The sequence below is a fragment of the Pseudarthrobacter sp. P1 genome, from assembly GCF_050156935.1.
Classification (GTDB): Bacteria; Actinomycetota; Actinomycetes; order Actinomycetales; family Micrococcaceae; genus Specibacter.
Map to the genome: position 1 here is coordinate 1,160,168 of NZ_CP189584.1, position 24,399 is coordinate 1,184,566.

General features: G+C 67.4%; 22 protein-coding genes and 5 pseudogenes. 11 read left to right on the forward strand and 16 right to left on the reverse strand.

Annotated elements, in window-relative coordinates; all coding sequences use genetic code 11:
* Positions 1-57: 57 nt before the first annotated feature.
* From ACQCSX_RS05470 to ACQCSX_RS05480, 3 genes and pseudogenes are all read right to left on the reverse strand, one after another.
* Positions 58-711: a class I SAM-dependent DNA methyltransferase gene (locus ACQCSX_RS05470; protein ID WP_427018052.1), complete on the reverse strand. Its 654-nt coding sequence runs from the start codon at positions 709-711 to the stop codon at positions 58-60.
* 57 nt (positions 712-768) lie between these two features.
* A complete protein-coding gene (locus tag ACQCSX_RS05475; RefSeq protein ID WP_427018053.1) occupies positions 769-1,401 on the reverse strand; it encodes an FMN-binding negative transcriptional regulator in 633 nt (210 codons plus the stop codon).
* Positions 1,402-1,432: 31 nt separating this feature from the next.
* Positions 1,433-2,210: pseudogene (locus tag ACQCSX_RS05480) on the reverse strand (DMT family transporter).
* Here ACQCSX_RS05480 and ACQCSX_RS05485 point away from each other — a divergent pair.
* Positions 2,209-3,620, forward strand: a pseudogene (locus tag ACQCSX_RS05485) (PLP-dependent aminotransferase family protein). The pseudogenes ACQCSX_RS05480 and ACQCSX_RS05485 overlap by 2 nt on opposite strands.
* 103 nt (positions 3,621-3,723) lie before the next feature.
* Here ACQCSX_RS05485 and ACQCSX_RS05490 read toward each other — a convergent pair.
* Positions 3,724-4,740, reverse strand: a complete 1,017-nt coding sequence (locus ACQCSX_RS05490) for a phosphotransferase family protein (RefSeq protein ID WP_427018054.1) — start codon at positions 4,738-4,740, stop codon at positions 3,724-3,726.
* Positions 4,741-4,840: 100 nt separating this feature from the next.
* Here ACQCSX_RS05490 and ACQCSX_RS05495 point away from each other — a divergent pair, with 100 nt between their 5' ends.
* Positions 4,841-5,527 carry a phosphotransferase gene (locus tag ACQCSX_RS05495; RefSeq protein ID WP_427018055.1) on the forward strand — a complete coding sequence of 229 codons (687 nt, stop codon included), beginning with the start codon at positions 4,841-4,843 and terminating at the stop codon, positions 5,525-5,527.
* Between the two features lie 291 nt (positions 5,528-5,818).
* Here the strand turns inward: ACQCSX_RS05495 and ACQCSX_RS05500 are convergent, their stop codons facing one another.
* Both ACQCSX_RS05500 and ACQCSX_RS05505 read right to left on the reverse strand, forming a co-directional pair.
* Positions 5,819-6,472 carry a class I SAM-dependent methyltransferase gene (locus ACQCSX_RS05500; protein WP_427018056.1) on the reverse strand — a complete coding sequence of 218 codons (654 nt, stop codon included), beginning with the start codon at positions 6,470-6,472 and terminating at the stop codon, positions 5,819-5,821.
* A complete protein-coding gene (locus ACQCSX_RS05505; protein ID WP_427018057.1) occupies positions 6,472-7,503 on the reverse strand; it encodes an NAD(P)/FAD-dependent oxidoreductase in 1,032 nt (343 codons plus the stop codon). The genes ACQCSX_RS05500 and ACQCSX_RS05505 overlap by 1 nt, the downstream gene beginning before the upstream one ends.
* An 82-nt stretch (positions 7,504-7,585) precedes the next feature.
* On the opposite strand from ACQCSX_RS05505, the gene ACQCSX_RS05510 reads away from it, so the two are divergent.
* On the forward strand, positions 7,586-8,188 hold the full coding sequence (locus tag ACQCSX_RS05510) for a helix-turn-helix domain-containing protein (RefSeq protein ID WP_427018058.1): 603 nt from the start codon (positions 7,586-7,588) through the stop codon (positions 8,186-8,188).
* Positions 8,189-8,249: 61 nt separating this feature from the next.
* A complete protein-coding gene (locus ACQCSX_RS05515) occupies positions 8,250-10,274 on the forward strand; it encodes a M3 family metallopeptidase (protein WP_427018059.1) in 2,025 nt (674 codons plus the stop codon).
* 12 nt (positions 10,275-10,286) lie between these two features.
* On the opposite strand, the gene ACQCSX_RS05520 is transcribed toward ACQCSX_RS05515, so the two are convergent.
* Together ACQCSX_RS05520 and ACQCSX_RS05525 are read right to left on the reverse strand one after the other, a co-directional pair.
* Positions 10,287-11,141 carry a ribokinase gene (locus ACQCSX_RS05520; protein ID WP_427018060.1) on the reverse strand — a complete coding sequence of 285 codons (855 nt, stop codon included), beginning with the start codon at positions 11,139-11,141 and terminating at the stop codon, positions 10,287-10,289.
* A gap of 34 nt (positions 11,142-11,175) precedes the next feature.
* Positions 11,176-11,991, reverse strand: a complete 816-nt coding sequence (locus tag ACQCSX_RS05525) for a GntR family transcriptional regulator (RefSeq protein ID WP_427018061.1) — start codon at positions 11,989-11,991, stop codon at positions 11,176-11,178.
* A gap of 76 nt (positions 11,992-12,067) precedes the next feature.
* Between ACQCSX_RS05525 and ACQCSX_RS05530 the strand changes: the two genes are divergently transcribed.
* The gene (locus ACQCSX_RS05530; RefSeq protein ID WP_427018062.1) at positions 12,068-13,033 is read left to right on the forward strand and encodes a nucleoside hydrolase; all 966 of its coding nucleotides are present in this window, start codon (positions 12,068-12,070) and stop codon (positions 13,031-13,033) included.
* A 95-nt stretch (positions 13,034-13,128) separates the two neighbouring features.
* Here the strand turns inward: ACQCSX_RS05530 and ACQCSX_RS05535 are convergent, their stop codons facing one another.
* Positions 13,129-14,220, reverse strand: coding sequence for a cation diffusion facilitator family transporter (locus tag ACQCSX_RS05535; protein WP_427018063.1), 1,092 nt, complete (start codon positions 14,218-14,220; stop codon positions 13,129-13,131).
* Positions 14,217-14,582 (reverse strand): ArsR/SmtB family transcription factor, encoded by a 366-nt coding sequence (locus ACQCSX_RS05540; protein ID WP_427018064.1) that lies wholly within the window; start codon positions 14,580-14,582, stop codon positions 14,217-14,219. The genes ACQCSX_RS05535 and ACQCSX_RS05540 overlap by 4 nt, the downstream gene beginning before the upstream one ends.
* Before the next feature lie 203 nt (positions 14,583-14,785).
* Here ACQCSX_RS05540 and ACQCSX_RS05545 point away from each other — a divergent pair, with 203 nt between their 5' ends.
* Together ACQCSX_RS05545 and ACQCSX_RS05550 are read left to right on the forward strand one after the other, a co-directional pair.
* The gene (locus ACQCSX_RS05545; RefSeq protein WP_427018065.1) at positions 14,786-15,100 is read left to right on the forward strand and encodes a heavy-metal-associated domain-containing protein; all 315 of its coding nucleotides are present in this window, start codon (positions 14,786-14,788) and stop codon (positions 15,098-15,100) included.
* A gap of 132 nt (positions 15,101-15,232) precedes the next feature.
* Positions 15,233-15,709 (forward strand): DUF6153 family protein, encoded by a 477-nt coding sequence (locus ACQCSX_RS05550; protein WP_427018066.1) that lies wholly within the window; start codon positions 15,233-15,235, stop codon positions 15,707-15,709.
* Between the two features lie 43 nt (positions 15,710-15,752).
* On the opposite strand, the pseudogene ACQCSX_RS05555 reads toward ACQCSX_RS05550, so the two are convergent.
* A pseudogene (locus ACQCSX_RS05555) lies at positions 15,753-16,675 on the reverse strand (IS982 family transposase).
* A gap of 159 nt (positions 16,676-16,834) precedes the next feature.
* On the opposite strand from ACQCSX_RS05555, the pseudogene ACQCSX_RS05560 reads away from it, so the two are divergent.
* The 3 genes and pseudogenes from ACQCSX_RS05560 to ACQCSX_RS05570 form a co-directional block, all read left to right on the forward strand.
* Positions 16,835-17,104 (forward strand): annotated as a pseudogene (locus ACQCSX_RS05560) (helix-turn-helix domain-containing protein); the annotation flags it as partial.
* A gap of 38 nt (positions 17,105-17,142) precedes the next feature.
* A pseudogene (locus ACQCSX_RS05565) lies at positions 17,143-17,970 on the forward strand (IS630 family transposase); the annotation flags it as partial.
* A 118-nt stretch (positions 17,971-18,088) separates the two neighbouring features.
* Positions 18,089-18,691: a DUF305 domain-containing protein gene (locus ACQCSX_RS05570; RefSeq protein ID WP_427018067.1), complete on the forward strand. Its 603-nt coding sequence runs from the start codon at positions 18,089-18,091 to the stop codon at positions 18,689-18,691.
* A gap of 130 nt (positions 18,692-18,821) precedes the next feature.
* Here ACQCSX_RS05570 and ACQCSX_RS05575 read toward each other — a convergent pair whose 3' ends face one another.
* Entirely contained in the window at positions 18,822-18,977 is a 156-nt protein-coding gene (locus ACQCSX_RS05575; protein ID WP_427018068.1) for a hypothetical protein, read from the reverse strand.
* A 376-nt stretch (positions 18,978-19,353) separates the two neighbouring features.
* Between ACQCSX_RS05575 and ACQCSX_RS05580 the strand changes: the two genes are divergently transcribed.
* The gene (locus tag ACQCSX_RS05580) at positions 19,354-19,890 is read left to right on the forward strand and encodes a LamG domain-containing protein (RefSeq protein ID WP_427018069.1); all 537 of its coding nucleotides are present in this window, start codon (positions 19,354-19,356) and stop codon (positions 19,888-19,890) included.
* Positions 19,891-20,055: 165 nt separating this feature from the next.
* On the opposite strand, the gene pdxS is transcribed toward ACQCSX_RS05580, so the two are convergent.
* The 4 genes from pdxS to thrS all read right to left on the reverse strand — a co-directional run bounded on the left by pdxS (position 20,056) and on the right by thrS (position 24,297).
* Complete coding sequence (gene pdxS / locus ACQCSX_RS05585) at positions 20,056-20,982, reverse strand: pyridoxal 5'-phosphate synthase lyase subunit PdxS (protein ID WP_427018070.1); 927 nt, start codon at positions 20,980-20,982, stop codon at positions 20,056-20,058.
* A gap of 91 nt (positions 20,983-21,073) precedes the next feature.
* Complete coding sequence (gene pgsA, locus ACQCSX_RS05590; RefSeq protein ID WP_427018071.1) at positions 21,074-21,700, reverse strand: phosphatidylinositol phosphate synthase; 627 nt, start codon at positions 21,698-21,700, stop codon at positions 21,074-21,076.
* A complete protein-coding gene (locus ACQCSX_RS05595) occupies positions 21,690-22,265 on the reverse strand; it encodes an HIT family protein (protein ID WP_427018072.1) in 576 nt (191 codons plus the stop codon). Before ACQCSX_RS05595 ends, pgsA begins: the two co-directional genes overlap by 11 nt.
* Positions 22,266-22,290: 25 nt before the next feature.
* Positions 22,291-24,297: a threonine--tRNA ligase gene (thrS, locus tag ACQCSX_RS05600; RefSeq protein ID WP_427018073.1), complete on the reverse strand. Its 2,007-nt coding sequence runs from the start codon at positions 24,295-24,297 to the stop codon at positions 22,291-22,293.
* Positions 24,298-24,399 lie beyond the last annotated feature (102 nt).

The following is a 24,399-nucleotide window of genomic DNA, read 5'->3' on the forward strand; positions in this document are numbered from 1 at the left end:
GGGAACATGCGTACGCGTGTTCCCCGACGGGGATCGTCGTCATTTCCGGGCCGATTTCTATTCCGCGCCCGGCCTCCTGGCAAGGAGCACCGCTTGGGGTGTCTTCTCGAGCGGCCCGGGGCCACGGACCAGCCGGGCGGCCACGTCGAACCCGACAGTTCTCAGGTGGCTGCTGACAAGCTCCGGGGCAAAGAGGTGCGCCCCCATCGATACGTCGTGCCCATAGGCATGCGGCAGCTGTCGGGGCCCCTCGCCGACCTGGAAACTGAGCATTGCGCAACCACCGGGCGCCAGGACGCGAAAGAACTCAGCGAAAATGCCGGGGAGGTCATTGGGTCGTGAATGGATGATCGAATACCAGGCGAAGACCCCACCCACCTGCATGTCGGCGTAGGGAAGATTCGACAGGTCACCGACATCGAAGTTGAGCCCTGGATAGGTCCGGCGAGCCACGTCCACCATCCCGGCGGACAGGTCAATCCCGGAGGCATTGAGTCCCAGTGAAGACAGCAGCCCCGTCATCCTGCCCGTACCGCAGCCCGCATCGACCACGAGTTGCGCACCGCCCTCCTTGACGGCGGCGGCAAATGCGTCAATCATCGCCAGATCCAGCGGTGCTTCGAAGCTCGCGTCCGGCAGCAGCCTCGCATAGCTCTCGGCGACCACGTCGTACGCCGAACGGACAAGGGCAAGGGGATCATCAACAGGCATCTGGAAAGGCTACCGCGGCCCGGATGACGCCGCGGAGTTACGATGCCGCGCCCGTGCCTAGCGGGGGCAGGATTGGCTGGCATGCTCCACTGCGGCGGCCATGTCGGTTTCGCCAGCGCAGCGAAGCCCATCGACGACGCCGGCGATGTCGCCGTCGGGCCGGTTCTGGCTGGGTTTTGCCTTCGCTTCGATCCGCGTGATGACCAGCTCGACGCCGACGATGGCCCGGAGCTGGCCGGCAATGAAGCGGTCCGGCGCGTCCTCCACGCTCCAGGGGTGCTCTGCGCCGGCTTCATGCAGCGCGGTCAGCGCCCTGACATGACTGCGCAGCCACACCGGGTCGTCATGGAGAACGAGCCTGCCGTAGACATGGGCCGTGGCGTGGTTCCAGGTGGGAACCACCCGTCCATGCTCGGCCTTGGACGCATACCAGAACGGCGAGATGTAGGCGTCCGGGCCCTGGATGATGGCCAGCGATTCCCCGATGGCGGGCTCCAGCCACTGTGTGTTGTTCCTGGCGAGGTGGGCGTGCAAAGCGCCATGTTTCCCGATTGCGGGCTCGTAGGTGAAGGGCAGCAGCGTGGCGAGCAGGCCCTTCGCCGTCATGGTGACCAGGTTGGCGGCGCCTGGTTTGCTGAGGAGGTCGTGGACGGCGCCAGTGCCGGCCGCGAAGTGGTCGGGAATGTACATGTGCTTGTTCCTTTGCTGGGCGGAGGGGGTGTCAGGGATTGTTCACTGGGCGTGGCGCACCGAGCCGGACACGGACCGCGGCAACGGCGCAGGCGACGACGGCGAGACCGCCAATGATCGTGGTCCAGGCCAACGCCTCACCGAGCAGGAGCCAGGCCCAGCAGATGCTGAGAATGGGCTGGACGAGCTGGACCTGGCTGACGTGGGCCATGGGGCCGATGGCCAGGCCGCGGCACCACGCAATAAAGCCCAGGAACATGCTCACGACGCCGAGGTAGGCAAGGGCTGCCCACTGCACCGGAGTGCCCGACGGCGGCTGGTGGACTGCGGAGACGGCGGCCAGGACGAGCATCAAGGGGGATGCCAGGACGAGCGCCCACGACGCTGGCGGCCCAGAAGCCTGCCGATGGACGCTCGTGCCCACGCAGGACGGCGGCCGCTGCCGTCGCGGCCGGAAGCAGTGCGATCACGATGGCGCTGTGGCTCGCCGGGACGGCCGTCAGGGCAAACGAGGTCAGCACGGGAAAACCTACGACGATCCCGGCCCCGACCACCGCGAGCCGGATCCACTGCCTCCCCTGCGGAAGGCGCTGCCGGGTAAGGCTGAGGGCCAATGCCGCCAGGATCGCCGCGACGACGGCGCGAACAGAGCCGATGAACAACGGCGACAGCCCTGCGACGGCCACCTTGGTCAGCGGCACCGTGAAGGAGAAGGCCGCTACACCGAGCAGCCCCCACCACAGACCGGTTGCTGAACGGGGCAGTATCACTGGGCGGACCAGGACAGTAGCGCTACTATTGTCTTTCATGTATGACGATAGCAGTTCACGTATTGCCGCGCGACTCAAGAAATTGATCGCGGGGTCGGCACCAGGCGCCAAACTGCCCTCGACCCGGGCCCTGGTCACTGAGTTCCAGGCTAGTCCCCTGACGGTGCAGAAGGCCCTGCAGACGCTCGCCGCGCAGGGTCTGATCGAGAGCCGGCCCGGGGTGGGGACCTTCGTGAGGGCCGCCCGGACCGCACGGCCGTCGGACTACGGCTGGCAGAGCGCCGCCCTGGGTTCGGCCCAGGCTCTTTTTCCCTCCGCCCCGTCCACGATGCGCGGCGTTGCGAATGACGCCATCGCCTTCCACTCCGGCTATCCGGACCGGGAGCTGCTGCCCGAGCGCCTCGTCCGTGCGGCCCTCATCCGTGCCGCCCGCGGTGACGCCGCCCTGTCCCGACCGCCCGCCGCAGGGCTTCCCGAGCTGCAATCCTGGTTTCGCGCGAACTGGGCGCCGCCACGCCTGCCGGCATCAACCCGCCCACGCCCAGCGACGTCGTCGTGCTTCCCGGCAGCCAAAGCGGACTCAGCTCCATCTTCAGCGCCCTGGTTGGCCGGGGACAGCCCCTGCTCCTCGAGTCTCCGACCTATTGGGGAGCCATCCTGGCCGCGAGGCAAGCGGGAGTCCGGCTCGTTCCCGTGCCCAGCGGGCCCGAGGGTCCCGATCCAGAGGCCCTGGCCCGGGCCTTTTCGGACACGGGCGCACGGGTGTTCTATGCACAACCCCACTACGCCAACCCCACAGGGTCGCAGTGGGCTCCGGGGCGGGGGGGGCAGGTCTTGGATGTGGTGCGCAGCAATGGCGCGTTCCTCGTCGAGGACGACTGGGCCCACGACTTCGGCATCAACACCAGCCCCACCCCGATCGCCGCGAGTGAGGATTCCGGCCACGTCATCTACATTCGTTCCCTGACCAAGAGCGTCTCTCCCGCCATCCGCATTGCCGCCGTCATTGCCCGCGGACCGGCGCGCGAACGCCTTCTGGCAGACAGGAGCGCAGAGTCCATGTACGTCAGCGGTTTGCTCCAGAGCGCAGCACTGGACGTTGTCACCCAGCCGGGCTGGCAGACGCACCTGCGCAGCCTCCGGCACCAGCTCCAATCGCGCCGGGACCTTCTGGTCGCCAGCCTGCGGGAGCACGCGCCGCAGGCCCACATAGAACACATCCCCAAGGGAGGGCTGAACCTCTGGCTGCGGCTGCCCGACGGGACAAACCTCGAAAGGCTGACCCGCGACTGCGAGAGTGCCGGAGTCATCATCGCCGCCGGCACCGAATGGTTCCCTGCCGAACCCGCCGGACCCTTCGTTCGGCTCAACTACGCAGGCGCCAACCCCGGCGCCTACCCGGAAGGTGCCCGGATCCTCGGCCAAGCGCTCAAAGACAACAACCGCTGACCACGACAGACGTGGGCGGCGCCTCCTTCGGCTCCAGCTATCGGTTTAGAGCCCACAAGTGATCAACCATCCACGGCGCCCGCCAAGTCATGTCGATTGCCCTTCAGGGGTCGGTCAACTCCGTAAGGACCTGTGCCATTTCCACGTAGGTCTGGGCGATGGACGATGAGTCGTGCAGGCGGTGGTACTCCAGCCGTGATTCACCAATGCTTCTTGCCCGATAGGCATGGGACCGGATACGCGCCCCCTCTGTGATTTCGGGGCGCCTGCCATAGCCATGCCAGAACGCCGCGGTCTCGTCTTGAGCGCGTCTGGCGATCAAGAACATCGTCCAATCCGCCATCGGGTCTCCCCACGAAGTCCTGTCACAATCAAAGACTCCGGAGATCCTCGGTTCAGTCGTGTCGGCCGCGAGCATGACGTTCCCAATCCACAAGTCGCCATGCAGAAGCACGGGTTGGCTGATTTCGTCCAGTGACCATCGCTGCGCCGCTACCAGCGCACCGACCTGCCGGACATCGTCGGCGACCAGCCCGGTTTCCTCCAGGTCCGCAGCAATGTCGTCCAAGGTGCTTTCAATGGCAGCGCTCCAGGTGCCGAAATGGGGGCCCTGGGTCCGTCCGAACCCTGGACCAGTCACTGAATGGACGCGGGCCAGGATCCGCCCCAAGTCTTCCCAAAAGGAGCCGTGCTTCTCGCGGGGGTAGGCAGCCAGGCCCTCCGGCGCAGGCACCCCCACCAAGTGGGTCTGGATCAGGTAGTCACGGTTGATCAAGTCATGGGTGAAGTCGACGGCAAGCGTCCGCGGCATGAAGTCCGCGATCGGGGCAAGGTAGGGGACGCTGGCGTGCTCATTGCGCATCAGGCCACGCTCAAGTCGAAACTGCCGATATGGTTCGGGGGCAATCAGCACAATGACCGGTCCCTCGCCCCGCAGATCCACCCGGTAGGTCGAGTTGTATTGGCCCCCGCCAAGCTCGACGGCGGACTCGACGTCGACCGATGCCCCGAACGCGCGCCGGCAGATCGCGATCATCTGCTCCCTGGACACCGGCTGCTGGAAGTCTCCGGCTGACCGCCCAATTGAATGGATGTCGGGCATGGACAGCGAATTGGGCATCTGGCCAGCCTAGACGAGCACCGAATTCATTGCTGGCGCACTGTGTGTCTACGACAGGGTGCCGCGTGGGAGACGGCAGAATGAAGAAATCCCCGATGGAATGACCGAAGAGCAAAACAGTCTATTGAATTCCTGGCTTGGCGACTTCGCCATCGTGCATGACCATTCCTGGCCTCTGCAGGACACCACCGTCCTCCATGTGTGGACAGCAGACGGTAGGGATTTCATCGTCAAGGCCAGCACGACAAGCCATCACGTCCGGCGCGAAATCACCGCCTACACTATGGGGTTCAACGGGCTCAGCGACGGCGTCCCCGTCCTGGTCCACGCCTCGCGGGAGGCTCGAATCCTGGTGACGCAGTTCCTGCCCGGGACCTTGGTTGAGGGCGCGGCAGCCGAAGCCGATCCGGAAACGTACCGCCAGGCAGGGGCCCTGCTGGGCAAAATTCACCAGCCCGCAGGCGTTTCATCCGACTATGCGAAAGCTCTGGCCGCGAAGACAAGGTCAGCCATAAATCGCGCTTACGGGCTGGTGCCGGAAAGCCACCGGATCCGCCTCGCCGAGGAGCTGGGCGTGCTGAATCCAGGCCCGGTGCAACTGGTCACCACGCACGGCGACTACCAGCCCAGGAACTGGCTGCAGGAGGACGGCCGCATCAAGGTCATCGACTTTGGCCGGGCGGACGCTCGTCCGTGGGTGCATGACCTCGTCAGGCTCACGCACCAGCAATTCCTTCGGCCCGGATCTCTCCGCTGCCTTCTACGCCGGGCTGGGAAAGAGAGTTGAAGCAGCAGAGTCAGAGATCTGGCGGCTCGAGAATCTGAACCAAGCGATATCGACAGTTGTTTGGGCGCATCAGATTGGAGATGCCGCATTTGAACGCTCGGGCGTGGAAATGGTCGAAAGAGTTCTGACCGGCTTCTAACCCGGCTCCGGCATCAGGAGCAGCTGCCTGTACCTACCCATCCATGGCCGGCACGGACCGGAAGGACGACGCGCACCATGCTGCTGCCCCTTCCCTGAGGCGAGTTGATCCGGACCAACCATGAACGGGCGTGGCGTGTTACCGCTTTTCGGTCAGTGGCTCCCCTTCAGGGCGCGGGTGGCCCTGACCACGACGTCGCGCATCGTGGCCTTGGCAGGGTCCTCTCCCGCGGCCTCCCGCGCACGCGACTCTGCGACCTCGATGCGCAGTGATTCGCCGTCAATCGCGGCGAGGACATCACCGACGTCGAACATCAGCTCTGCCAGGTGCGCCCGGTGCCCACCCGCGTCGAGATCGGAAACGTCGTGGCCGACGATGAGCAGCGTGCCGCCCGGTGCCACAGCCGCTGCCAGGGCGCGGAACAACGTGGTTCGGGCGGGCTCGGGCAGGTGCATGAACTGCGCGGAGACCAGATCGTACGAGAGTGGTTCCGGCGCCCAGACGGTGAGGTCGCGCTGCTTCCATTCGATGCGGTCCGCGGCCGCCTGGTCAACGGACTCCGCCCGGGCCCGCGCCTTCTCGAGCGCATTCACCGCAATGTCAACGCCCGTGACGAGCCACCCCCGTGCTGCAAGCCAGAGGGCGTCGGCACCCTCGCCGCTGCCAATGTCGAGGGCCCTGCCGGGTGCAAGCCCAGTGGCCTCGACCACCAGCACGGGGTTCGGGTCACCGCTCCACGCCAACCCCGGCGCGGCGTAGCGGTCCTCCCAGTAGGTGCGGTCGAAGAGTTGCTCGTCGGCGCCCATCAGCGCACCTCCGCAAGTCCATGGCGGCGGGCGGCTACTGCAGCGGCGGTTTCCTCGGCAATCAGGTCCGCATTGATGGCCACGCCCACCCCCACGCCGGAGGCGGCCGCCGTGACCACCTGCATCTTCATGTCGCCGACGTTCCCGGCCACCCACACGCCCGGCACGGCCGTCGCACCGGTTGCGGCGTCGTTCGGCACCGTCAGGCCGAAACCTGAGGGGTGCGCCGCAACGGCAATGCCCAGGGTTGCCAAGACGTCGGCGTTCGATCGCACCGGCGCACCAACGGCGAGGGCATCGACAGGCACCGTGGACCCGGAAGCGAGCACCACCCCCGTGAGCCGGTCCTCCTCCACCCGCAATCCGCGCACCGGACCGGAAACCACCGCGATGTCGCGGGCAGCTAGTTCCTCCATCTGGTCCTCGGTCAGCTCCGGCCCACTGTGCAGGAACATCGTGACATCGCTGCTCCACTGGCGGAAGAGCTGCGCCTGGTGCATCGCGAATGCGGTCGTCGCCAGTACGCCGATGGCCCGGTCCCGGATCTCCCAGCCGTGGCAGTAGGGGCAGTGCACGACATCGCGCCCCCACCGCTCGTTGAGGCCGGGGATCGGCGGAAGCTCGTCGGTGAGGCCCGAGGCGATGACGAGGCGCCGTGTATAGACCTCCTCGATCCGGCCGCCGGGAGTGGTGACCGTGATGGCGAAGCGGGCTGCGCCTCCGGCGGGTAGGGCCAGCGCATTCGACGCGGTGCCCGACAGGACCACGCCCCCGTACGACTCGACCTCGGCCCGGCCGAGCCTGGTCAGCTCAAGGGGTGAAATTCCCTCGCGGGTCAGAATGCCATGTACGCCGTCCGCGGGGGCATTGCGTGGATTCCCGGCATCCACAACGAGTACGTCGCGCCGGGCCCGCGCAAGGGTCAGTGCGGCACTCAAGCCGGCAGCTCCGCCACCGACCACGAGTACATCGAGTACTCGGTGCGGCTCGCGATTCCGGTGGGCGGGGGCTGCGATCTGGTCATTTGCCATGGGTTGTGACCTCCTGCTTAGATTCTGATCCCCAGCATCCTCTGATGGCAAAGTTTCTTGCCGGTATGGCAAAATTTCCGGCATGGACGACACGGTTCCCACGACTGACGCGATGCTGGCTGCAGTAGGGCCGCGATTGAAGGCCCTGCGCACCGGGAAGGGCGCCACCCTCGCCGAACTGTCAGCCATGACGGGCATTTCCGCCAGCACGCTGTCGCGGCTCGAATCGGGCCAGCGGCGCCCGGCGCTTGAACTGCTGCTGCCATTGGCCCGCGCCCATGGGGTGCCCCTGGACCAGTTGGTCGGTGCACCGGCGGTCGGCGACCCTCGCATCTACCTGAGGCCGATGCGCCGCCGCGACCAGATCATTGTGCCGCTGTCGCGAAGCGAAGGAGGGCTGCAGGCCTTCAAACACGTCATCCCCGCATCGGTGCCCGAACGCGACCCGGAAACGAAAATCCACGAGGGCTACGAATGGCTGTACGTGCTGCGTGGAAGCCTGCGGCTGGTGCTTGGCCCCCACGACCTCGTGCTGGCAGCCGGCGAGGCTGCAGAATTCGACACCCGCACGCCACACTGGTTTGGCCGTGTCGGGGCGGGGGACGTCGAATTCCTCTCCTTGTTCGGCCCCCAGGGCGAACGCATGCACGTCCGCGCCGCGCCTCCCGGCCGCCTGGCGGAGTGAGCCGCCCGCCTGCGGAGTGGCGGAGTGGCGGGCACCACATCCGCTGTGAAAGAGTCGTTTCATGACTGTTGACGCCACCGGCAACCCATTCATGGCCGCGAGCACGCTCCCCTATGGGCTGCCCGATTTCGCCGCGATCAAGGACGAACACTACCTGCCCGCGTTCGACGCCGGCATGGCGGCCCAATTGGCCGAGATCGAGGCCATTACCGCCAATCCCGAGCCGGCGACCTTCGCGAACACCGTGGTGGACATGGAACGCTCGGGCCAGCTGCTCAACCGTGTGGCCGCCGTCTTCTACAACGCCAGCAGCTCGCACGCCACGGAACCCATCCAGGCGATCGAAAAGGAGGTGGCGCCACGGCTGGCGGCGCACCAGGACGACATCTACCTCGACGCAGCCCTCTACCGGCGCTTCCTGGCCGTGCCGGCCGACGGGCTGGATGCGGAGTCCGCCCGGCTGCTCGCCGAATACCTGAAGGCCTTCACCCGTGCCGGCGCGCAGCTGGATGCCGCGGCACAGTCCCGGCTGCGCGGGCTCAATGCCGAGCTGTCCACGCTCAACACCGCCTATTCGCAGGCCCTGCTGAAGGAGACCAACGATTCCGCGCTGTGGGTGGCCGACGCCGCCGAGCTGGACGGCCTGGGCGAGGACGACCTTGCCACCGCTGCCGCGGCCGCCCGCACGGCCGGGCACGACGGCGGGTACCTGCTCACGCTGATCCTGCCCACGGCCCAACCGGCGCTGGAATCGCTCACCCACCGGGACACCCGCCGCCGCCTTTTCGAGGCCTCGGTGAACCGCGGCAGCCGGGGCAACGACGCCGGCCTGCTCGGCACCGCCGCGCGCATGGCGGCCCTGCGCGCCGAACGGGCCACGCTGCTCGGCTTCCCCACGCATGCCGCCTTTGCCACCGACGACCAGACGGCGCCGTCGTTGGCTGCCATCCACACCCTGCTGGCCGCGCTGGCCCCGGCCGCCGTCGCCAACGCCCGCCGCGAGGAGGAACTGCTGGCCGAGGCCGCTGGCCACCCGATCGAGGCCTGGGACTGGGCCTACTACTCGGAGCAGGTGCGCCGCGAGAAGTACAGCGTCGACCTGGCCGCGCTGCGCCCGTACTTTGAACTGGAGCGCGTGCTCACCCACGGCGTGTTCTACGCCGCCGAGCGCCTCTACGGCCTGACGTTCCTCGAACGCACGGACCTGCCCGGCTACCACCCGGAGGTGCGCGTCTGGGAGGTGCGCAACGCCGACGGCAGCCAGCTGGGGTTGTTCCTGGGCGACTACTACACCCGGGACACCAAGAATGGTGGTGCCTGGATGGACTCCCTCGTGGAACAGTCCACTCTTTTGGGGCGGAAGGCGGTGGTGGTCAACAACCTCAACATCCCCAAGCCGCCCGCCGGCGAGCCCACACTGCTCACCTACGACGAGGTGGTGACCTGCTTCCACGAGTTTGGCCATGCGCTGCATGGGTTGTTCTCCGACGTGCAGTACCCGCGGTTCTCCGGCACCAACGTGCCCCGCGATTTTGTCGAGTACCCCTCCCAGGTCAACGAGATGTGGCTCCTCTGGCCCGAAGTGGTGGCCAACTACGCCCGGCACCATGCCACCGGCGAGCCGCTCGCCGCGGCGGAGATCGAGAAGGTCAAGGCCGCCGCCCAATGGGGCCAGGGCTTTGCCACCACCGAATACCTCGGTGCCACCCTCCTGGACCTGGCCTGGCACGAGCTTGAGCCGGGCGCCAGCGTGGCGGACCCCGCCGCGTTCGAGGAGCGCGCGCTGGCCGCCGCGGGCGTGAAGCTGGCGCAGATTCCGCCGCGCTACCGCACCGGCTACTTCAGCCACATCTTTGCCGGCGGCTACTCGGCCGGCTACTACGCGTACATCTGGAGCGAGGTGTTGGATGCCGACACCGTGGAGTGGTTCAAGTCCAACGGCGGCCTGACCCGGGCCAACGGCAACCTCTTCCGCGGCACGGTGCTTGACCGCGGCAATGCCGCGGATCCGCTGGCGTCCTTCCGCAATTTCCGCGGCCGCGACGCCGAGCTGGCGCCGCTGCTGGCCCGCCGCGGCCTGGGCTAGCGGGAGCCTGGGCTAGCGGGAGCCGGCGGCCGGCATGTAGCGCTCCAGCGGCTCCAGGGCGGGCTGGGAGGCGGCGTCCCCCACCGCTGCGGCGCCGACGGCGTTGGCCGTCGCCAGCGCCGCGGCGTAGTCCAGTCCGGAGCGCAGGGCGAGCACCAGGGCGGCACAGAAGGCATCGCCGGCGCCGATGGTGTTGGCCACCGGCACTGACACGCCGGGCGCCTCGGCCACCTTCACGCCGCGCTCCAGGATGGCCGCGCCATCCTTGCCGTAGGTCACGGCCACCAGCTTGGCATCGGCCAATTCGGGGATCAGGGCATACTCGGTCTCATTCACGATCACCAGATCGCAGCGCTCCAGCAGCTCGGCGGGCAGGTGCATCGCGGGGGCGGCATTCAGGGCGAAGTAGCCGGACGTCCGGCGCGCGGCCTCGGCCACCACCGCCAGGTCGATTTCCAGCTGGCACAACACGGCCTCATCCGGCCCGAACTCGACGCCGTCCAGGGACACCGTCCCGTTGGCGCCCGGGCAGACCACAATCTGGTTTTCACCGTGGCTGTCCACATTGATCAGCGCGGTCCCGGTGGGCTCGCCGGAGCGCCCGACGCCGGTGGTGTCCACGCCGGCGGCGGCCATCGCGGCCACCAGGGCCTCGCCGTCGCCGTCGTTGCCCACGGCGCCCACCATCCGCACGTGCCCGCCCAGCCGGGCTCCCGCCACGGCCTGGTTGGCGCCCTTGCCGCCGGGCTGGCGGCGCAGCACCCCACCGCCCAGGGTCTCCCCCGGCGTGGGCAGCCGGTCGGTGGTGGCCGTAATGTCCAGGTTGATGCTGCCAACGATGGTCAGGGCCGGGTGCTGCTCGCTCATCGGGGTTCCTATTCTCTCAGGAGGTGTGCGCAGGTCAGGGCTGCAGGGATTGCATGACGGACAGATGGCCGGCCTTGGCTGTGACCACGCATTTGGCGAGGTAGAACGGCTGGCCGGACCGGCGCAGGGTCTGCGTGGCCACCAGCACGGGATCACCCGCGGCCACCAACAGCAGGGGGCCACGGCTCGGGCCGGCGGTGCTCAGGCCAATTTCGCACTCGCCGTCCATGGCGGCTCCGTCCGCAGCGCCGAGCGCGGCGAACAGCGTCCGCGCGCCGCCCTGGTCCGTCTCGCCGGCGAGTTCGGGAGACGTGCCGGCGGAGTGGACCGCGACGTGCTCCTGCAGATGCGCGATGGGCTCGCCGTCGCGCAATAGGACACTCTCCCAGAGCCAGGACCCGTCGCCGGGTTCGACGCCGACGCGCGGCGCGACGAATTCCGACGCCGGTTGCCGTGTGGCCTGGATGCGGCGCAGTTGGATCTGGTGTCCGGGGGCGCGGAAGAGTTCGTCGAAGGGCTGGATCCGCTCGATCCCGTGCCGGGGCAGGGCATCGGCGACAAAGCGCCCCACGCCGCGGCGGGCGCGCACCAGGCCGTCCTCCTCCAGCAGCATGAGGGCCTCGCGGACCACCGTGCGGCTGACCTTCATCCGGGTGCCCAGCTCCATCTCGGTGGGCAGCAGGGTGCCGGGGCGCAGGATCCCGGTCCTGATCGCCTGGGCGATCCTGGAGTAGGCGGCCACACGCAGTGGCAGCCCGGGCGCGGACACCAGGGGTTCGGAGAGGAAGGCCAATGCCGTCTCAACCATGTTGTCCTCGCTTCCGTGGGTGGTGCCTGGGCCATTCAACACTACTGTACGGCTTGTTCCCACTCGTCATACATGGTTGTATAACAACTACCCGATCCCGTGAGCACCAGGAGACACCATGACCAACCCGACCGCCGTGCCCCTCTACCTGGACTGCGACACGGGCATCGATGATGCACTGGCCGTGGGCTACCTGCTGGCCCACCCGGATGCCAACCTGCTCGGCATCGGTTCGGTGAGCGGCAACGTCAGCGCCGCGGTAGGGGCGGTCAACACGCTGGACCTCTTGGCCCTGGCCGGGCGGGAAGACATTCCCGTCGCATCCGGCGCCCACCACCCGCTGGCGGGAGAGTTTGCCGGCGGCGCCCCGCACGTGCACGGCGCCAACGGTATTGGCGGCGTCGACCTGGCCCCGGCGCAGGCGGAGACCACCGGCGAAACGGCCGCCGAGATGCTGGTCCGGCTGGCCCGTGAGAACCCGGGCACGCTGCACGTGCTGGCCATCGGCCCGCTTACCAACCTGGCCCTGGCGCTGCGGTTGGATCCAAACCTGCCGGCACTCGTGGACCACGTGACCATCATGGGTGGCGCGGCCATGGTACCGGGCAACATCACTCCGGTGGCGGAGGCGAACATTGCCAACGACGCCGAGGCAGCCGCCGCGGTGCTCGCCGCGGACTGGGACATCACCCTGGTGCCGCTGGACGTCACCATGGAGCACGTCTTCGAGGAGGAGCACCGCCAGCAGCTGCTCGCCGCCGGGCAGCCGATGGCAACCGCCCTGGGCGAGATGCTGGGCTACTACTTTGGCTTCTACGAGTCGCAGTACGGCCGCCCGTGCTCGGCTATGCACGACCCCCTGGCCGCGGCCATCGCCGTCGGCGGCATCGTCCCGGCCATCGCACCGCGCGTCAACGTCCAGGTGGACGCCACCGCGGGCCCCGGCCGCGGCCAGACCGTCTGCGACCTCCGCGGCCGCTTCCGCGGCTTCCCCGACCAGCCCGGCGCCCGCACCCGTGTGGTCCTGACCCTGGCCGAAGAGTTCTCCCCCCACCTGGTCGGCACCATCCTCGGCGCCAACTGACCGCACGCTAAACAGCAGAACGGCGCCGCACCCGCCAAGGGTGCGGCGCCGTTCTTCGTTGCGGACGCCGATGCAGTCCCGCGGGAACTTTGCCTTCAGCGCCGGGCGTGGGACGCGGTGCGGTCCTCGAGTGTTCCGCTGTCTCGCGAGGGGATAGTGGTAACGGCCTTGATGGACATGCCGTCCAGATTCGGGAGCGCATGTCCCAACCGGCGTTCGGCTGCCGCCACGACCTGTTCCACCACCGACAGGGCCGTGTCGGCGACGACGACGGTTGCCGCGCCCTGCAGGCGGTGGCCCACCCAGCGCAGCTGCAGCGTCGGCACAGCGAGAACGCCGGGCGTTCCAGCCAGGGCGGCCCGGGCGCGGTCCACAAGGCCGGGTTCGATGCCGTCCATCAGCCGGCGCCCGATGCTGCGCACCGTCCCCCACAGCAGCACGAGAATGGCTGCCGCGATGAGCAGCCCCACGATCGGGTCGGCCAACGGGAACCCGAGCCATACCCCAACCACCCCAAGCACCACGGCCAGGGAGGTGAACCCGTCCATGCGGGCGTGCACGCCGTCGGCGACCAGGGCCGCCGAGCCGATGCGTTGGCCGATGCGGATCCGGTAGATGGCCACGGCCTCGTTGCCGGCGAAACCGATCAGCCCCGCCGCGGCGACCCACCACAGGTTGTGCAGGGGTTGGGGGTGGATCAGCCGGTCGATGGACTGCCAGCCGGCCACGATGGCCGAGAGGGCGACGACGGCGACGATGAACAGCCCTGCCAGGTCTTCGGCCCGGCCAAACCCATAGGTGTAGCGGCGGGTCGCGGCACGGCGGGCGAGAATGAAAGCGATCCACAGCGGAACCGCCGTGAGCGCGTCGGAGAAGTTGTGGATGGTGTCCGCCAACAGGGCCACGGAACCGCTGATGAGGACCACGATGAACTGGGCGATGGTGGTGCCCAGCAGCATAAATAGGCTGATCTTTACCGCCCGCACGCCCTGCTCGCTGGCCTCCAGGGCGTTGTCGATGGAGTCCGCGGCATCATGGCTGTGGGGCATGAAGAGCCCGTACAGGAACCCCTTGATGCCTGTGGGGTGCCCATGGTCGTGCCCGTGGTCATCGTGACCGTGGGAATGCCCATCGTGTCCGTGGGCGTCCGCAGCTGTGTGGATGTGACCGGCCCGGGGGATGCTCATGGCTGCTCCGTGCTTTCGACGTGGTGGTGGCGGGGTGTGCCGCCCAGTGAGTGCTCGGCCTGGAAAATCGCGTCGGTGACCAGTTGGCGCGCGTGCTCGTTCTCAAGCCGGTAGAACACCCGAGTCCCATCCTGCCGGGTGGTGACCATACGCCCGAGGCGCATCTTTGCCAGGTGCTGGGACACGGCCGCCGGGGACTTTCCCACCAATTCCGCCAGCCGGTTGACCGGCAGCTCGCCCTCCCGCAGGGCGAGAATGATGCGCACCCGGGTTGCGTCGGCCAGCATCGAGAAGACCTCCACCGCCAGTTCGACGTACTGGCTGTCGGGCTCGCGTCCGCATATAACGTTATCTGCATCCATACGTAGATTCTTGCATAGTTCATCGGGCGCATCCACTCACGCCAGCGACCCCACTCCTGCATCCTCCTTGCAATACATACCCCCTGGGGGTATGTATTGAGTGTTGTCAGTGAAGCAGTTTGTCCCGGCCGATGACCTTTCCGGCCGCCACTGCCGTTCAATCCGCAACGCACACACCACCTCGGCCAAAAGAATTCCCTGACATGTGCGGAACCGACACCCCTGAACTCCTCACCCTGACCCCCGCCGCGGAGAGCCCCTGCGCCTGCTGCTCCACCGGGGCGTCGGCCGCCGCGCTGACCGACATATCCGGAACCACCTATGGACTTCAGGGGCTGACGTGTGGACATTGCGTCCAGACCGTGGAGACGGCCGTCTCGACCGTTGCCGGCGTGGAATCGGCCAGCATTGACCTGGCCACCGGCGGCACCTCAACGCTGACCGTCTCCGGCACGGCGGACCCGGCGGCGGTCCGCGCCGCGGTTGCCCTCGCCGGCTACGCCGTCACAGGAAACTAGAAACCCTCCAATCAACCCCGGCAGGGATGTGGCCATGGAATCGGCCGGCGTGCACTGACACTGATGCTTTGAGACCCCACAGGGTCCACCGGTACGATGCATGCCGACCCCACCCACGGAAAGGACCTCTCGATGCGCAGCATGACAGCCATGCCCGGCATCCGATACTTCCTGCGGTGGGGTGGACTCCTGGTGGCCGTGCTGGCCGTTGTCGGCGGGCTTCTGGGCATGCACGCCTTGGGCGGGGACCAGATGGCATCGATGGGAGCGGCGGTCATGGGCAGCCCGGCCGCCGCGTCCGACATGGCCATGTCCACACCCGTCGCTGCACACCAGGCACCGGCGGAAACCGCTGCCGCCGGCCAGGCCATGCCCGAGAAGACCATGTCGATGGACGGGTGCGGCTGCTCCGGCGCCTGCCCCGGTTCGATGGACCTGCACGGGGCCTGCGTCCCCTCGTTTGGGCCGGCCGCCCCGGTGGCCCCGCTCCCCGGCACATTAGCCCGCGCCTCCGCCTGGACGGCATTCACCGGCACGCCAGGCCCAAACACCCGGGGCCGTGTTCCCGACGGACCATCACTGGCCCAGCTCTCGATCAGCCGCACATAAACCGATGACCGCGCCCGCCGCCTAGATGAGTAATTCCAAGGGGTCAGTGGTCGTAGGCGGTCAGTGAGCGGCGGACGGCCTGCCCGGTGCGGTCGTTGTGCCAGATCGCCGCGGTCATGGCCATCAGGCGCTGGATGACGCGTGCGGCGACCCCGGCCGGGGTGCGCCCGCCGTGTTGTTCGAGATCGAGCTGGCCCTTGAGGGTGTCGTTGATGGATTCGATGACCTGGCGCAGGGGTTTGAAGAACCGGGCCCCGGGCCGGGGCTTTTCGCCCTTGCGGGCCGGGCGGAGCAGCTCGATCCCGGCCTCCTCCAGGACGGCCTCGAAGTCCCGGCCGTAGTAGTTCCTGTCCGCGATCACCGTCTGCCGGTGCCCGTCGGCCAGCACCCGGGCCATGGCGGGGGTGCCGGCGAGGATGTCCAGGAATGTTTGGCGTTCATCGGCCGTGGCCCCGGTCAGGGCATAGCCGGCCGGGAGGCCGTGGAGGGTGGCGACCAGGTGCAGGCGCAGCCCCAAAACCAGCGGGTGTGGGAGGGGCAGTACCCGTATTCGGCCCACCCCGCCAGCTCGGAGCGGCGGACCGTGTCCTTGGAGCGGGCGCATTCGACCGGGGTCGAATCAACCACCCACACGTCGTCGCAGCAGACGTCGCTGCGCTCCGCGATGACGCCGATGAGCCAGTTCATGGCCGGGACCAGGCGGCGCAGGCGCTTGTTGTACCCGGATTGGCCCGGCAGGTACGGGAACATCGGGCGCAGGGACGCGTGTGCGTACCGCAGCCACCTCGCCTCGGAGGTGTAGCCGAGCAGGGCCTGCATCAGCGCCAGCGTCATGAGTTCGGCATCGGTGATCTTCGGGCTGATGCCGATCCGGGGACGGTAGGGAATCCGTTCCGGATGGGCCTTCAACAGGTCGTCGGTGGCGGCAGAGAATGCCGTTGCAAGGGTGTCCAGATCGGCGTCCACGTGAGCCTCCAAGTTCGACGTTGGATGGATAACGCCGATTCTGGGCACCCTCGCATCATGCGTCAAGACGTGGCGACCTCCCGACACCCCTTGGAATTACTCATCTAGTGCGGTGACCGCAAAGGTTGACGGTGTTTAAAGTCGTGCCACGCTGGAAGTATGGCTGAACGTGTGAAGGTGCGCCGGCTCAGTCCGGCGGAGGGAGAGCGGCTGCTACGGATCGTGCGCCGGGGTGAGTCGAAGCAGGGCGGCAATGCGATCCGGTGGCGGCGTGCCACGATGATCCTGGCCTCGGCGGGAGGAAACACGGTGCCGGTGATCGCCCGCCTGGTTGCCGCGGACGAGGACACCGTGCGGGCGGTGATCCACCGCTTCAACGAGATCGGTTTGGACTGCCTGGACCCTGACTGGGCGGGAGGCCGTCCCCGCCTGCTCGATGATGGCCACACGAGGATCTCGTCGCCGCGACGGCCCTGTCCCGCCCGTGCGTGGCGGGCACGCCCATCACGCACTGGTCGGTGCGCAAGCTCGCCGGGTATCTGCGCGAAGATCCTGATCATCCGGTCCGGATCGGGAGGGAGGCGTTGCGGACCCTGCTGCACCGGCACCGGATCACCTTCCAACGCACCTCGACATGGAAGGACTCCACCGACCCCGATATCGAGGCGAAACTGGAGCGGATCGAGGAGGTGCTCGACCAGCACCCGGAACGCACCTTCGCCTTCGACGAATTCGGCCCGTTGGGGATCCGCCCCACCCCCGGCACCGGATGGGCCCCGGAGCGGCGGCCGGACCGGTTGCCGGCGACCTACCACCGCACCGAGGGCGTGACGTACTTCCACGGCTGCTACTCGGTCGGGGAGGACACCCTGTGGGGCATCAACCACCGGCGCAAGGGCGGGGTGAACAGCCTCACCGCGCTCCAGAGCATCCGGGTCCACCTCCCGGACGGGGAACCGGTGTACGTGATCTTGGACAACCTCTCTGCCCACGGAACCCCGCGGATCCGGCGCTGGGCCGCCCGCCACCGCGTGGAGCTGTGTTTCACACCGACCAACGCGTCCTGGGCCAACCCGATCGAGGCGCACTTCGGGGTGCTGCGCCAATTCACCCTGGCCAACTCGGTCCACCCCAACCACGTCGTGCAGACCCGGCGGCTGCACGAATACCTGCGCTGGCGCAACGCCCACGCCCGCCACCCCGACGTGCTGGAAGCCCAACGCCGCGAACGCGCCCGCATCCGCAGCGAGAAGGGCCACCGCTGGGGCCGCCACGACACCGCGAAAGCGGCATGAGAAAACACCCCCAACGTTTAAGGTCACCGCACTAGCGGCCCGCCCCCCCATCGACGCACACCCCGACCCGGTGTGACGGCTCTCCAGAGAACCCCTATTCCAGTGAAGGACCACCTCCATGAAGAAAATCCTGACCCTGTCCGCCACCCTCCTGGCCGCCGCCATCGCCCTGGCCGGCTGCTCCACGGACACCGGCACCGGTGGCATGTCCGGCATGAACCATGGCGCCAGCGCGAGCCCGGGCATGGGCGCATCGGCCGCGGTGGCGGACCACAATTCGGCCGACACCATGTTCGCCCAGGCCATGATCCCGCACCATGCCCAGGCTGTGGAGATGAGCACGACGATCCTCGCCAAACAGGGCATCGACCCGCGGGTGGGTGCCCTGGCGACCACGATCAAGGCCGCCCAGGCACCGGAGATCGAGAAGATGACCGAATGGCTCACCGGGTGGGGCGAGCCGACGGCCATGGCCGCAGGCCACAGCATGACCGGCATGATGAGTACCGACGACATGGCCAAGCTCGACGCCGCCCAGGGCACGGAAGCAGCAAAACTGTTCCTCTCCCAGATGGTCGCCCACCACGAAGGCGCCCTGGCCATGGCGCAAACCGAGACCGCTGACGGCAGGAATCCCGACGCCGTCGCCCTGGCCAAGAGCATCGTCTCCAGCCAGAAATCCGAAATCAAGGACATGAAGGACCTGCTGGCCACCCTCTAGCGGGCTGCCCCTTCGTCCCAATGAGGTGGTGGCCCGGACCGGTTCCGGGCCGCCACCGACCCGGTGGGGTTCACGCCCATGGCCGCCCTAAGCGTAAGCGTCTTCAACGTCTCAGGGCACCCGGAAATGCTCAGTCGGCGGACGGCAGGTGCTGCCGCGGCGTTGCGGCGTCCAGCGACCTCACAAATGCTTCGATGAACTCCGCCTGCGTCCCAAGGTCGCTGTTTGGGCTGGCGTGGAACGCGGCTGTCACGGCGCGCAGATACAGCTCATTGGTCCATTTCATGGCTTGCCTGCCACCGGGCGTAAGCGCCAGGAAGACGCTGCGCCGGTCGGTCGGATGCGGCGGCATCCGCCCTTCCGCGGGCTAATCGTGCTGCAGCAGCGCTAGTGGTCCTGTGCGGCGCCGCGGGCTTGGCTGGGGCACCATGGGCCGGGGCGCCCACCGCGCACGCAGGCTTCTCCGGCACCAGCCCCAACTCGGCCAGCACCTTGACGTCGGGCTATTTCTCCAGCTGCACGGCGGCGGTCCTGGCCGATTCGCCCTCCCTGTTTTTCGCCTTCGACGATTCCCCGAATCCTCCCAAAACGGTCACTGACAGTTCGGGCCATCACACCGACGGTGAGTTCCAGCAGGGTTGGGGCCTCAGTGCCGCCGCGCCATGCAGCTCCGACACGGGCCAGTTCCAGAGTGCGGACCCGAGGGGAAGCATTACATTTCCACCTCCGGGCCCGGCATCGCAGGGCCCGCGGTGTTCAGCTATGAAATGTGGTTCAGGACCAGTTCCAATGGAGGGAAATTGGCCGGATTCCAGGATTCCCAGACCAAAGCCACTGGCACGAACGACCGCATCCTGTACATGAATGACAACGGCAAGCTGATCTTCGCAGTCGCCCCCGGCGGGACCATGAAGACCATCATCTCCCCGGCCGCCTACAACGACGGCAGCTGGCACCACACCGCCGTGACCCTGTCTTCCACGGGCATGAACCTCTACGTCGACGGCGCCAAAGTAGCTGCCGCGGCCGACGTCACCACGCCCCGGACCATGGCCAAAGGATGGTGGCTCTTCGGCGACGGCGACCTCAACAACTGGCCTGATGCCGGCGCCTCGGCGTTCAACGGCCAACTGGACAACATCGCCGTGTACAACACCGTTGCCCTGACCCCAGCGCACTACCGGGCAGGAGCACCCTAAGGGTGCCACCCGCCTGAAATCTTCGTGCCCAGCCCTGCCCTCCCTGCCAGCCAGTCCGGTGCACATCAGGGAGGGGATGCTTGGCGCCAACGACAACGGCGGCACCCTTGCGGGTGCCGCCGTCTCGTATTCAGCTGGATCGCACAGCGGCGATGGCTGGAAGGATTACCAGCCGCGCTCGGCCAGGCGGTGCGGCTCGGGGATGTCGGCGACGTTGATGCCGACCATGGCCTCGCCCAGTCCGCGGGAGACCTTGGCGACGACGTCGGCGTCGTCGAAGAAGGTGGTGGCCTTCACGACGGCGGCCGCACGCTGTGCCGGGTTGCCGGACTTGAAGATGCCCGAGCCAACGAACACGCCGTCGGCGCCCAGCTGCATCATCATCGCGGCGTCGGCCGGGGTGGCGATGCCGCCGGCGGTGAACAGGACCACGGGAAGCTTGCCGGTGGCGGCAATCTCCTTGACCAGCTCGTACGGGGCGGCCAGTTCCTTGGCGGCCACGTAGAGCTCGTCCTCGGGCAGCGAGGACAGGCGCAGGATTTCGGCGCGGATCTTGCGCATGTGGCCCGTGGCGTTGGAGACGTCGCCGGTGCCGGCCTCGCCCTTGGAGCGGATCATGGCAGCACCCTCGTTGATGCGGCGCAAGGCCTCACCGAGGTTGGTGGCGCCGCAGACGAAGGGAACGGTGAAGTTCCACTTGTCGATGTGGTGCTCGTAGTCGGCCGGGGTCAGGACCTCGGACTCGTCGATGTAGTCCACGCCCAGGGATTCCAGGATCTGGGCCTCGACGAAGTGGCCGATGCGGGCCTTGGCCATGACGGGAATGGAGACGGCGTCGATGATCGCGTCGATCATGTCCGGGTCGGACATGCGGGACACGCCACCCTGGGCGCGGATGTCGGCCGGCACGCGCTCGAGGGCCATGACGGCAACGGCGCCGGCATCCTCTGCGATCTTGGCCTGCTCCACGTTGACGACGTCCATAATGACGCCGCCCTTGAGCATCTCGGCCATGCCGCGCTTGACGCGGCTGCTGCCCGTCACGTTGGCCGTGGTGGAACCGGCGACCGGCGTTACATCAGGTGTAGACACAAAAACCCCTATGGGAAGGTAGATTGAGGGCCCAAAGGCCTAGCTAGATACGGTCAATACTAGTCGCAGGCCACAGGGGCTTCGAACCGCGTTACGATTCCCCGCCGCAGGCAATTGCCATGCTTTGGCTGCGTACGGTAAGGACGCGTTGGAACACCGTGACCAGGCTGGCCAGGGCCAGCAGGACCAGCACCACGGCCAGGACGACGTCGGGCAGGCCAAGGCCCACCAGACCCGTCGCCACGAGCACGACGACGAGCCGTTCGGAGCGCTCGGCGATGCCCACGTTCGCGGTCATCCCCAGCCCCTCGGCGCGGGCCTTGGCGTAGGAGACCACGCTGCCCAGCAGCAGGCAGATGAGCGCCATCACGGCAATGAAATGGTTCTCTCCCCCGGTGAAGAACCAGATGACGATGCCCACAAAGACGGCACCATCGCCCACCCGGTCCAGGGTGGAATCCAGGAAGGCACCCCACTTGCCCGAACGGCCCAGCATGCGCGCCATCAGCCCGTCCAGGATGTCGGAGAAGACAAAGACGGTGATCACCACCGTGCCCCAGAACAGCTGGCCCAGCGGGTACCAGATGAGCGCGCCGGCGGCCACGCCCAGGGTGCCGGCAATGGTGATGGCGTCCGGAGAGATCCCCAGGCGCACCAGCAGCCGCGCCAACGGAGTGAAGATGTTGGCGAACAGCGTGCGCGCGTACTTATTCAGCATCTGCCCACGCCTTTGCCACCTGGTCGCGGACGTCGCCGAGCGTCTGGGTGATGGCCTTGGTCTGGGCAATGATGGGCAGGAAGTTTCCGTCCCCGCCCCAGCGCGGCACGATGTGCTGGTGCAGGTGGGCCGAGATCCCGGCCCCGCCGGTGACGCCCTGGTTCATGCCCAGGTTGAAGCCGGAGGGGTTGGAGACCTGGCGCAACACGCGCATGCCCTGCTGGGTGAGGGCGGCGTACTCCGCCGTTTCCTCCACCGTCAGGTCCGTGTAGTCCGGAATGTGGCGGTAGGGGCACACCAGCAGGTGGCCGGGGTTGTACGGGAACAGGTTGAGGACCACATAGTTCAGCTCGCCCCGGAAGACAATCAGCGATTCCTCGTCGCTGCGGTCCGGGGCCACGCAAAACGGGCACTCGTCCTTGAACTGGTCCTGGCCGCCCTTGATGTAGGCCAGGCGGTGCGGCGTCCAGAGCCGGGAAAAGGCGTCCGGAACGCCGGGCAGTGCAAAATCGTCCTGCACGCCCGGCGCCGGGGTGGCACCATCGTGCTGGGTTACGTCAGTCAAGATGGTTTACCTTTTCTTGTGTCGGCTAGGCAGTGCGGTTGCGGACTGCCTCGACGATGCGGGCCACTGCCTCGTCCACGGGCACACCGTTGTCGGTGCTGCCATCGCGGAAGCGGAAGGACACGGCGCCGGCCTCGGCGTCCTCGCCGCCGGCAATGAGGACAAACGGGATCTTGTCCTTGCTGGCGGTGCGGATCTTCTTCGGGAAGCGGTCGGAGGAAACGTCCGCCTCGGCGCGGATGCCCGCGGCCTTGAGCTTGTCGACGACGTCGAACATGTACTCGTTGAAGGCCTCGGCGACGGGGATGCCCACCACCTGGACCGGCGAGAGCCAGGCCGGGAAGGCGCCGGCGTAGTGCTCGGTCAGCACGCCCATGAAGCGCTCCACGGAGCCGAACAGGGCGCGGTGGATCATCACGGGGCGCTGGCGGGTGCCGTCGGCGGCCTGGTACTCCAGTTCAAAGCGCTCGGGCAGGTTGAAGTCCAGCTGGATGGTGGACATCTGCCAGGTGCGGCCGAGGGCGTCCTTGGCCTGGACGGAGATCTTGGGGCCGTAGAACGCGGCGCCACCCGGGTCCGGGACCAGTGCCAGGCCGGAGGCCTCGGCCACCTCCGCCAGCGTGCGGGTCGCTTCCTCCCAGACGTCGTCGTCGCCGACGAACTTGTCCTCGTTCTTGGTGGAGAGCTCCAGGTAGAAGTCGTCCAGCCCGTAGTCCTTCAGCAACCCCAGCACGAAGTTCAGCGTGCTGGTGAGCTCGTCCTTCATCTGCTCCTTGGTGCAGTAGATGTGGGCGTCGTCCTGGGTCATGCCGCGCACGCGGGTCAGGCCGTGCACCACGCCGGACTTCTCGTAGCGGTACACCGAGCCGAATTCGAACAGGCGCAGCGGCAGCTCGCGGTAGGACCGTCCACGGGAGCGGAAGATCAGGTTGTGCATGGGGCAGTTCATCGGCTTCAGGTAGTAGTCCTGGCCGGGCTTGCGCACGGTGCCGTCGGCGTTGAGCTCGGCGTCCACGTGCATCGCCGGGAACATGCCGTCCTTGTACCAGTCCAGGTGTCCGGAGACCTCGTAGAGGTGGCCCTTGGTGATGTGCGGGGTGTAGACAAACTCGTAGCCGGCATCCACGTGGCGCTGGCGCGAGTAGTCCTCCATCTCCTTGCGGATGATGCCGCCCTTGGGGTGGAACACCGGCAGGCCGGAGCCCAGCTCGTCGGGGAAGGAGAAGAGGTCCAGCTCCACACCGAGCTTGCGGTGGTCGCGGCGCTCGGCCTCGGCGATGCGCTCCTGGTAGGCCTTGAGGGCATCCTTGGTGGGCCAGGCGGTGCCGTAGATGCGCTGCAGCTGCTGGTTGTTCTGGTTGCCCAGCCAGTAGGCGGCCGAGGTGCGGGTCAGCGCGAAGGCGTTGGAGATCAGCTTGGTGTTGGGCAGGTGCGGGCCGCGGCACAGATCGCACCAGAGGGAATCGCCGCTCTTGCGGTCCACGTTGTCGTAGATGGTGATGTCGCCGGCGCCGACCTCCACATTGACGCCCTCGGCGGTGTCGCCGTCGTTCTTCTTGCCCAGCAGTTCCAGCTTGTAGGGCTCGTTGGCCATGGCCTCGCGTGCCTCGTCCTCGGAGACCACGCGGCGGACGAACTTCTGGTTCTGGTTGACAATCTTCAGCATCATCTTCTCAAGCGTCTTCAGGTCCTCCGGGGTGAAGGGCTCGGCGACGTCGAAGTCGAAGTAGAAGCCGTCGGTGATGTAGGGGCCGATGCCCAGCTTGGCGTCGGGGCGCAGCGCCTGCACGGCCTGGGCCATGACGTGGGCGGTGGAGTGGCGCAGGACGTTCAGTCCGTCGGGGGAATCGATGGTGACGGCCTCGACGACGGCGGCATCGCCGAGCGGCTGGTCAAGGTCCTTGAGCACGCCGTCAACCCGCATCACGACCACGTCGCGGCGCTCAAAGAAAAGCTCGGCACCGGTGGTGCCAGTCGCTACCGTGGTGGCCTCGCCGTCGACGCTGAGGTTGATTTCTGTATCCACTGGCACTGCTGGCTCCTAAATTCGATTGAATGGCTCCGTCTAAGCAACATACGGGGGTTGCTGTGAGCCTCTTTGATGGTATCGGTTCTGCAGAAGAGCACCCAATCT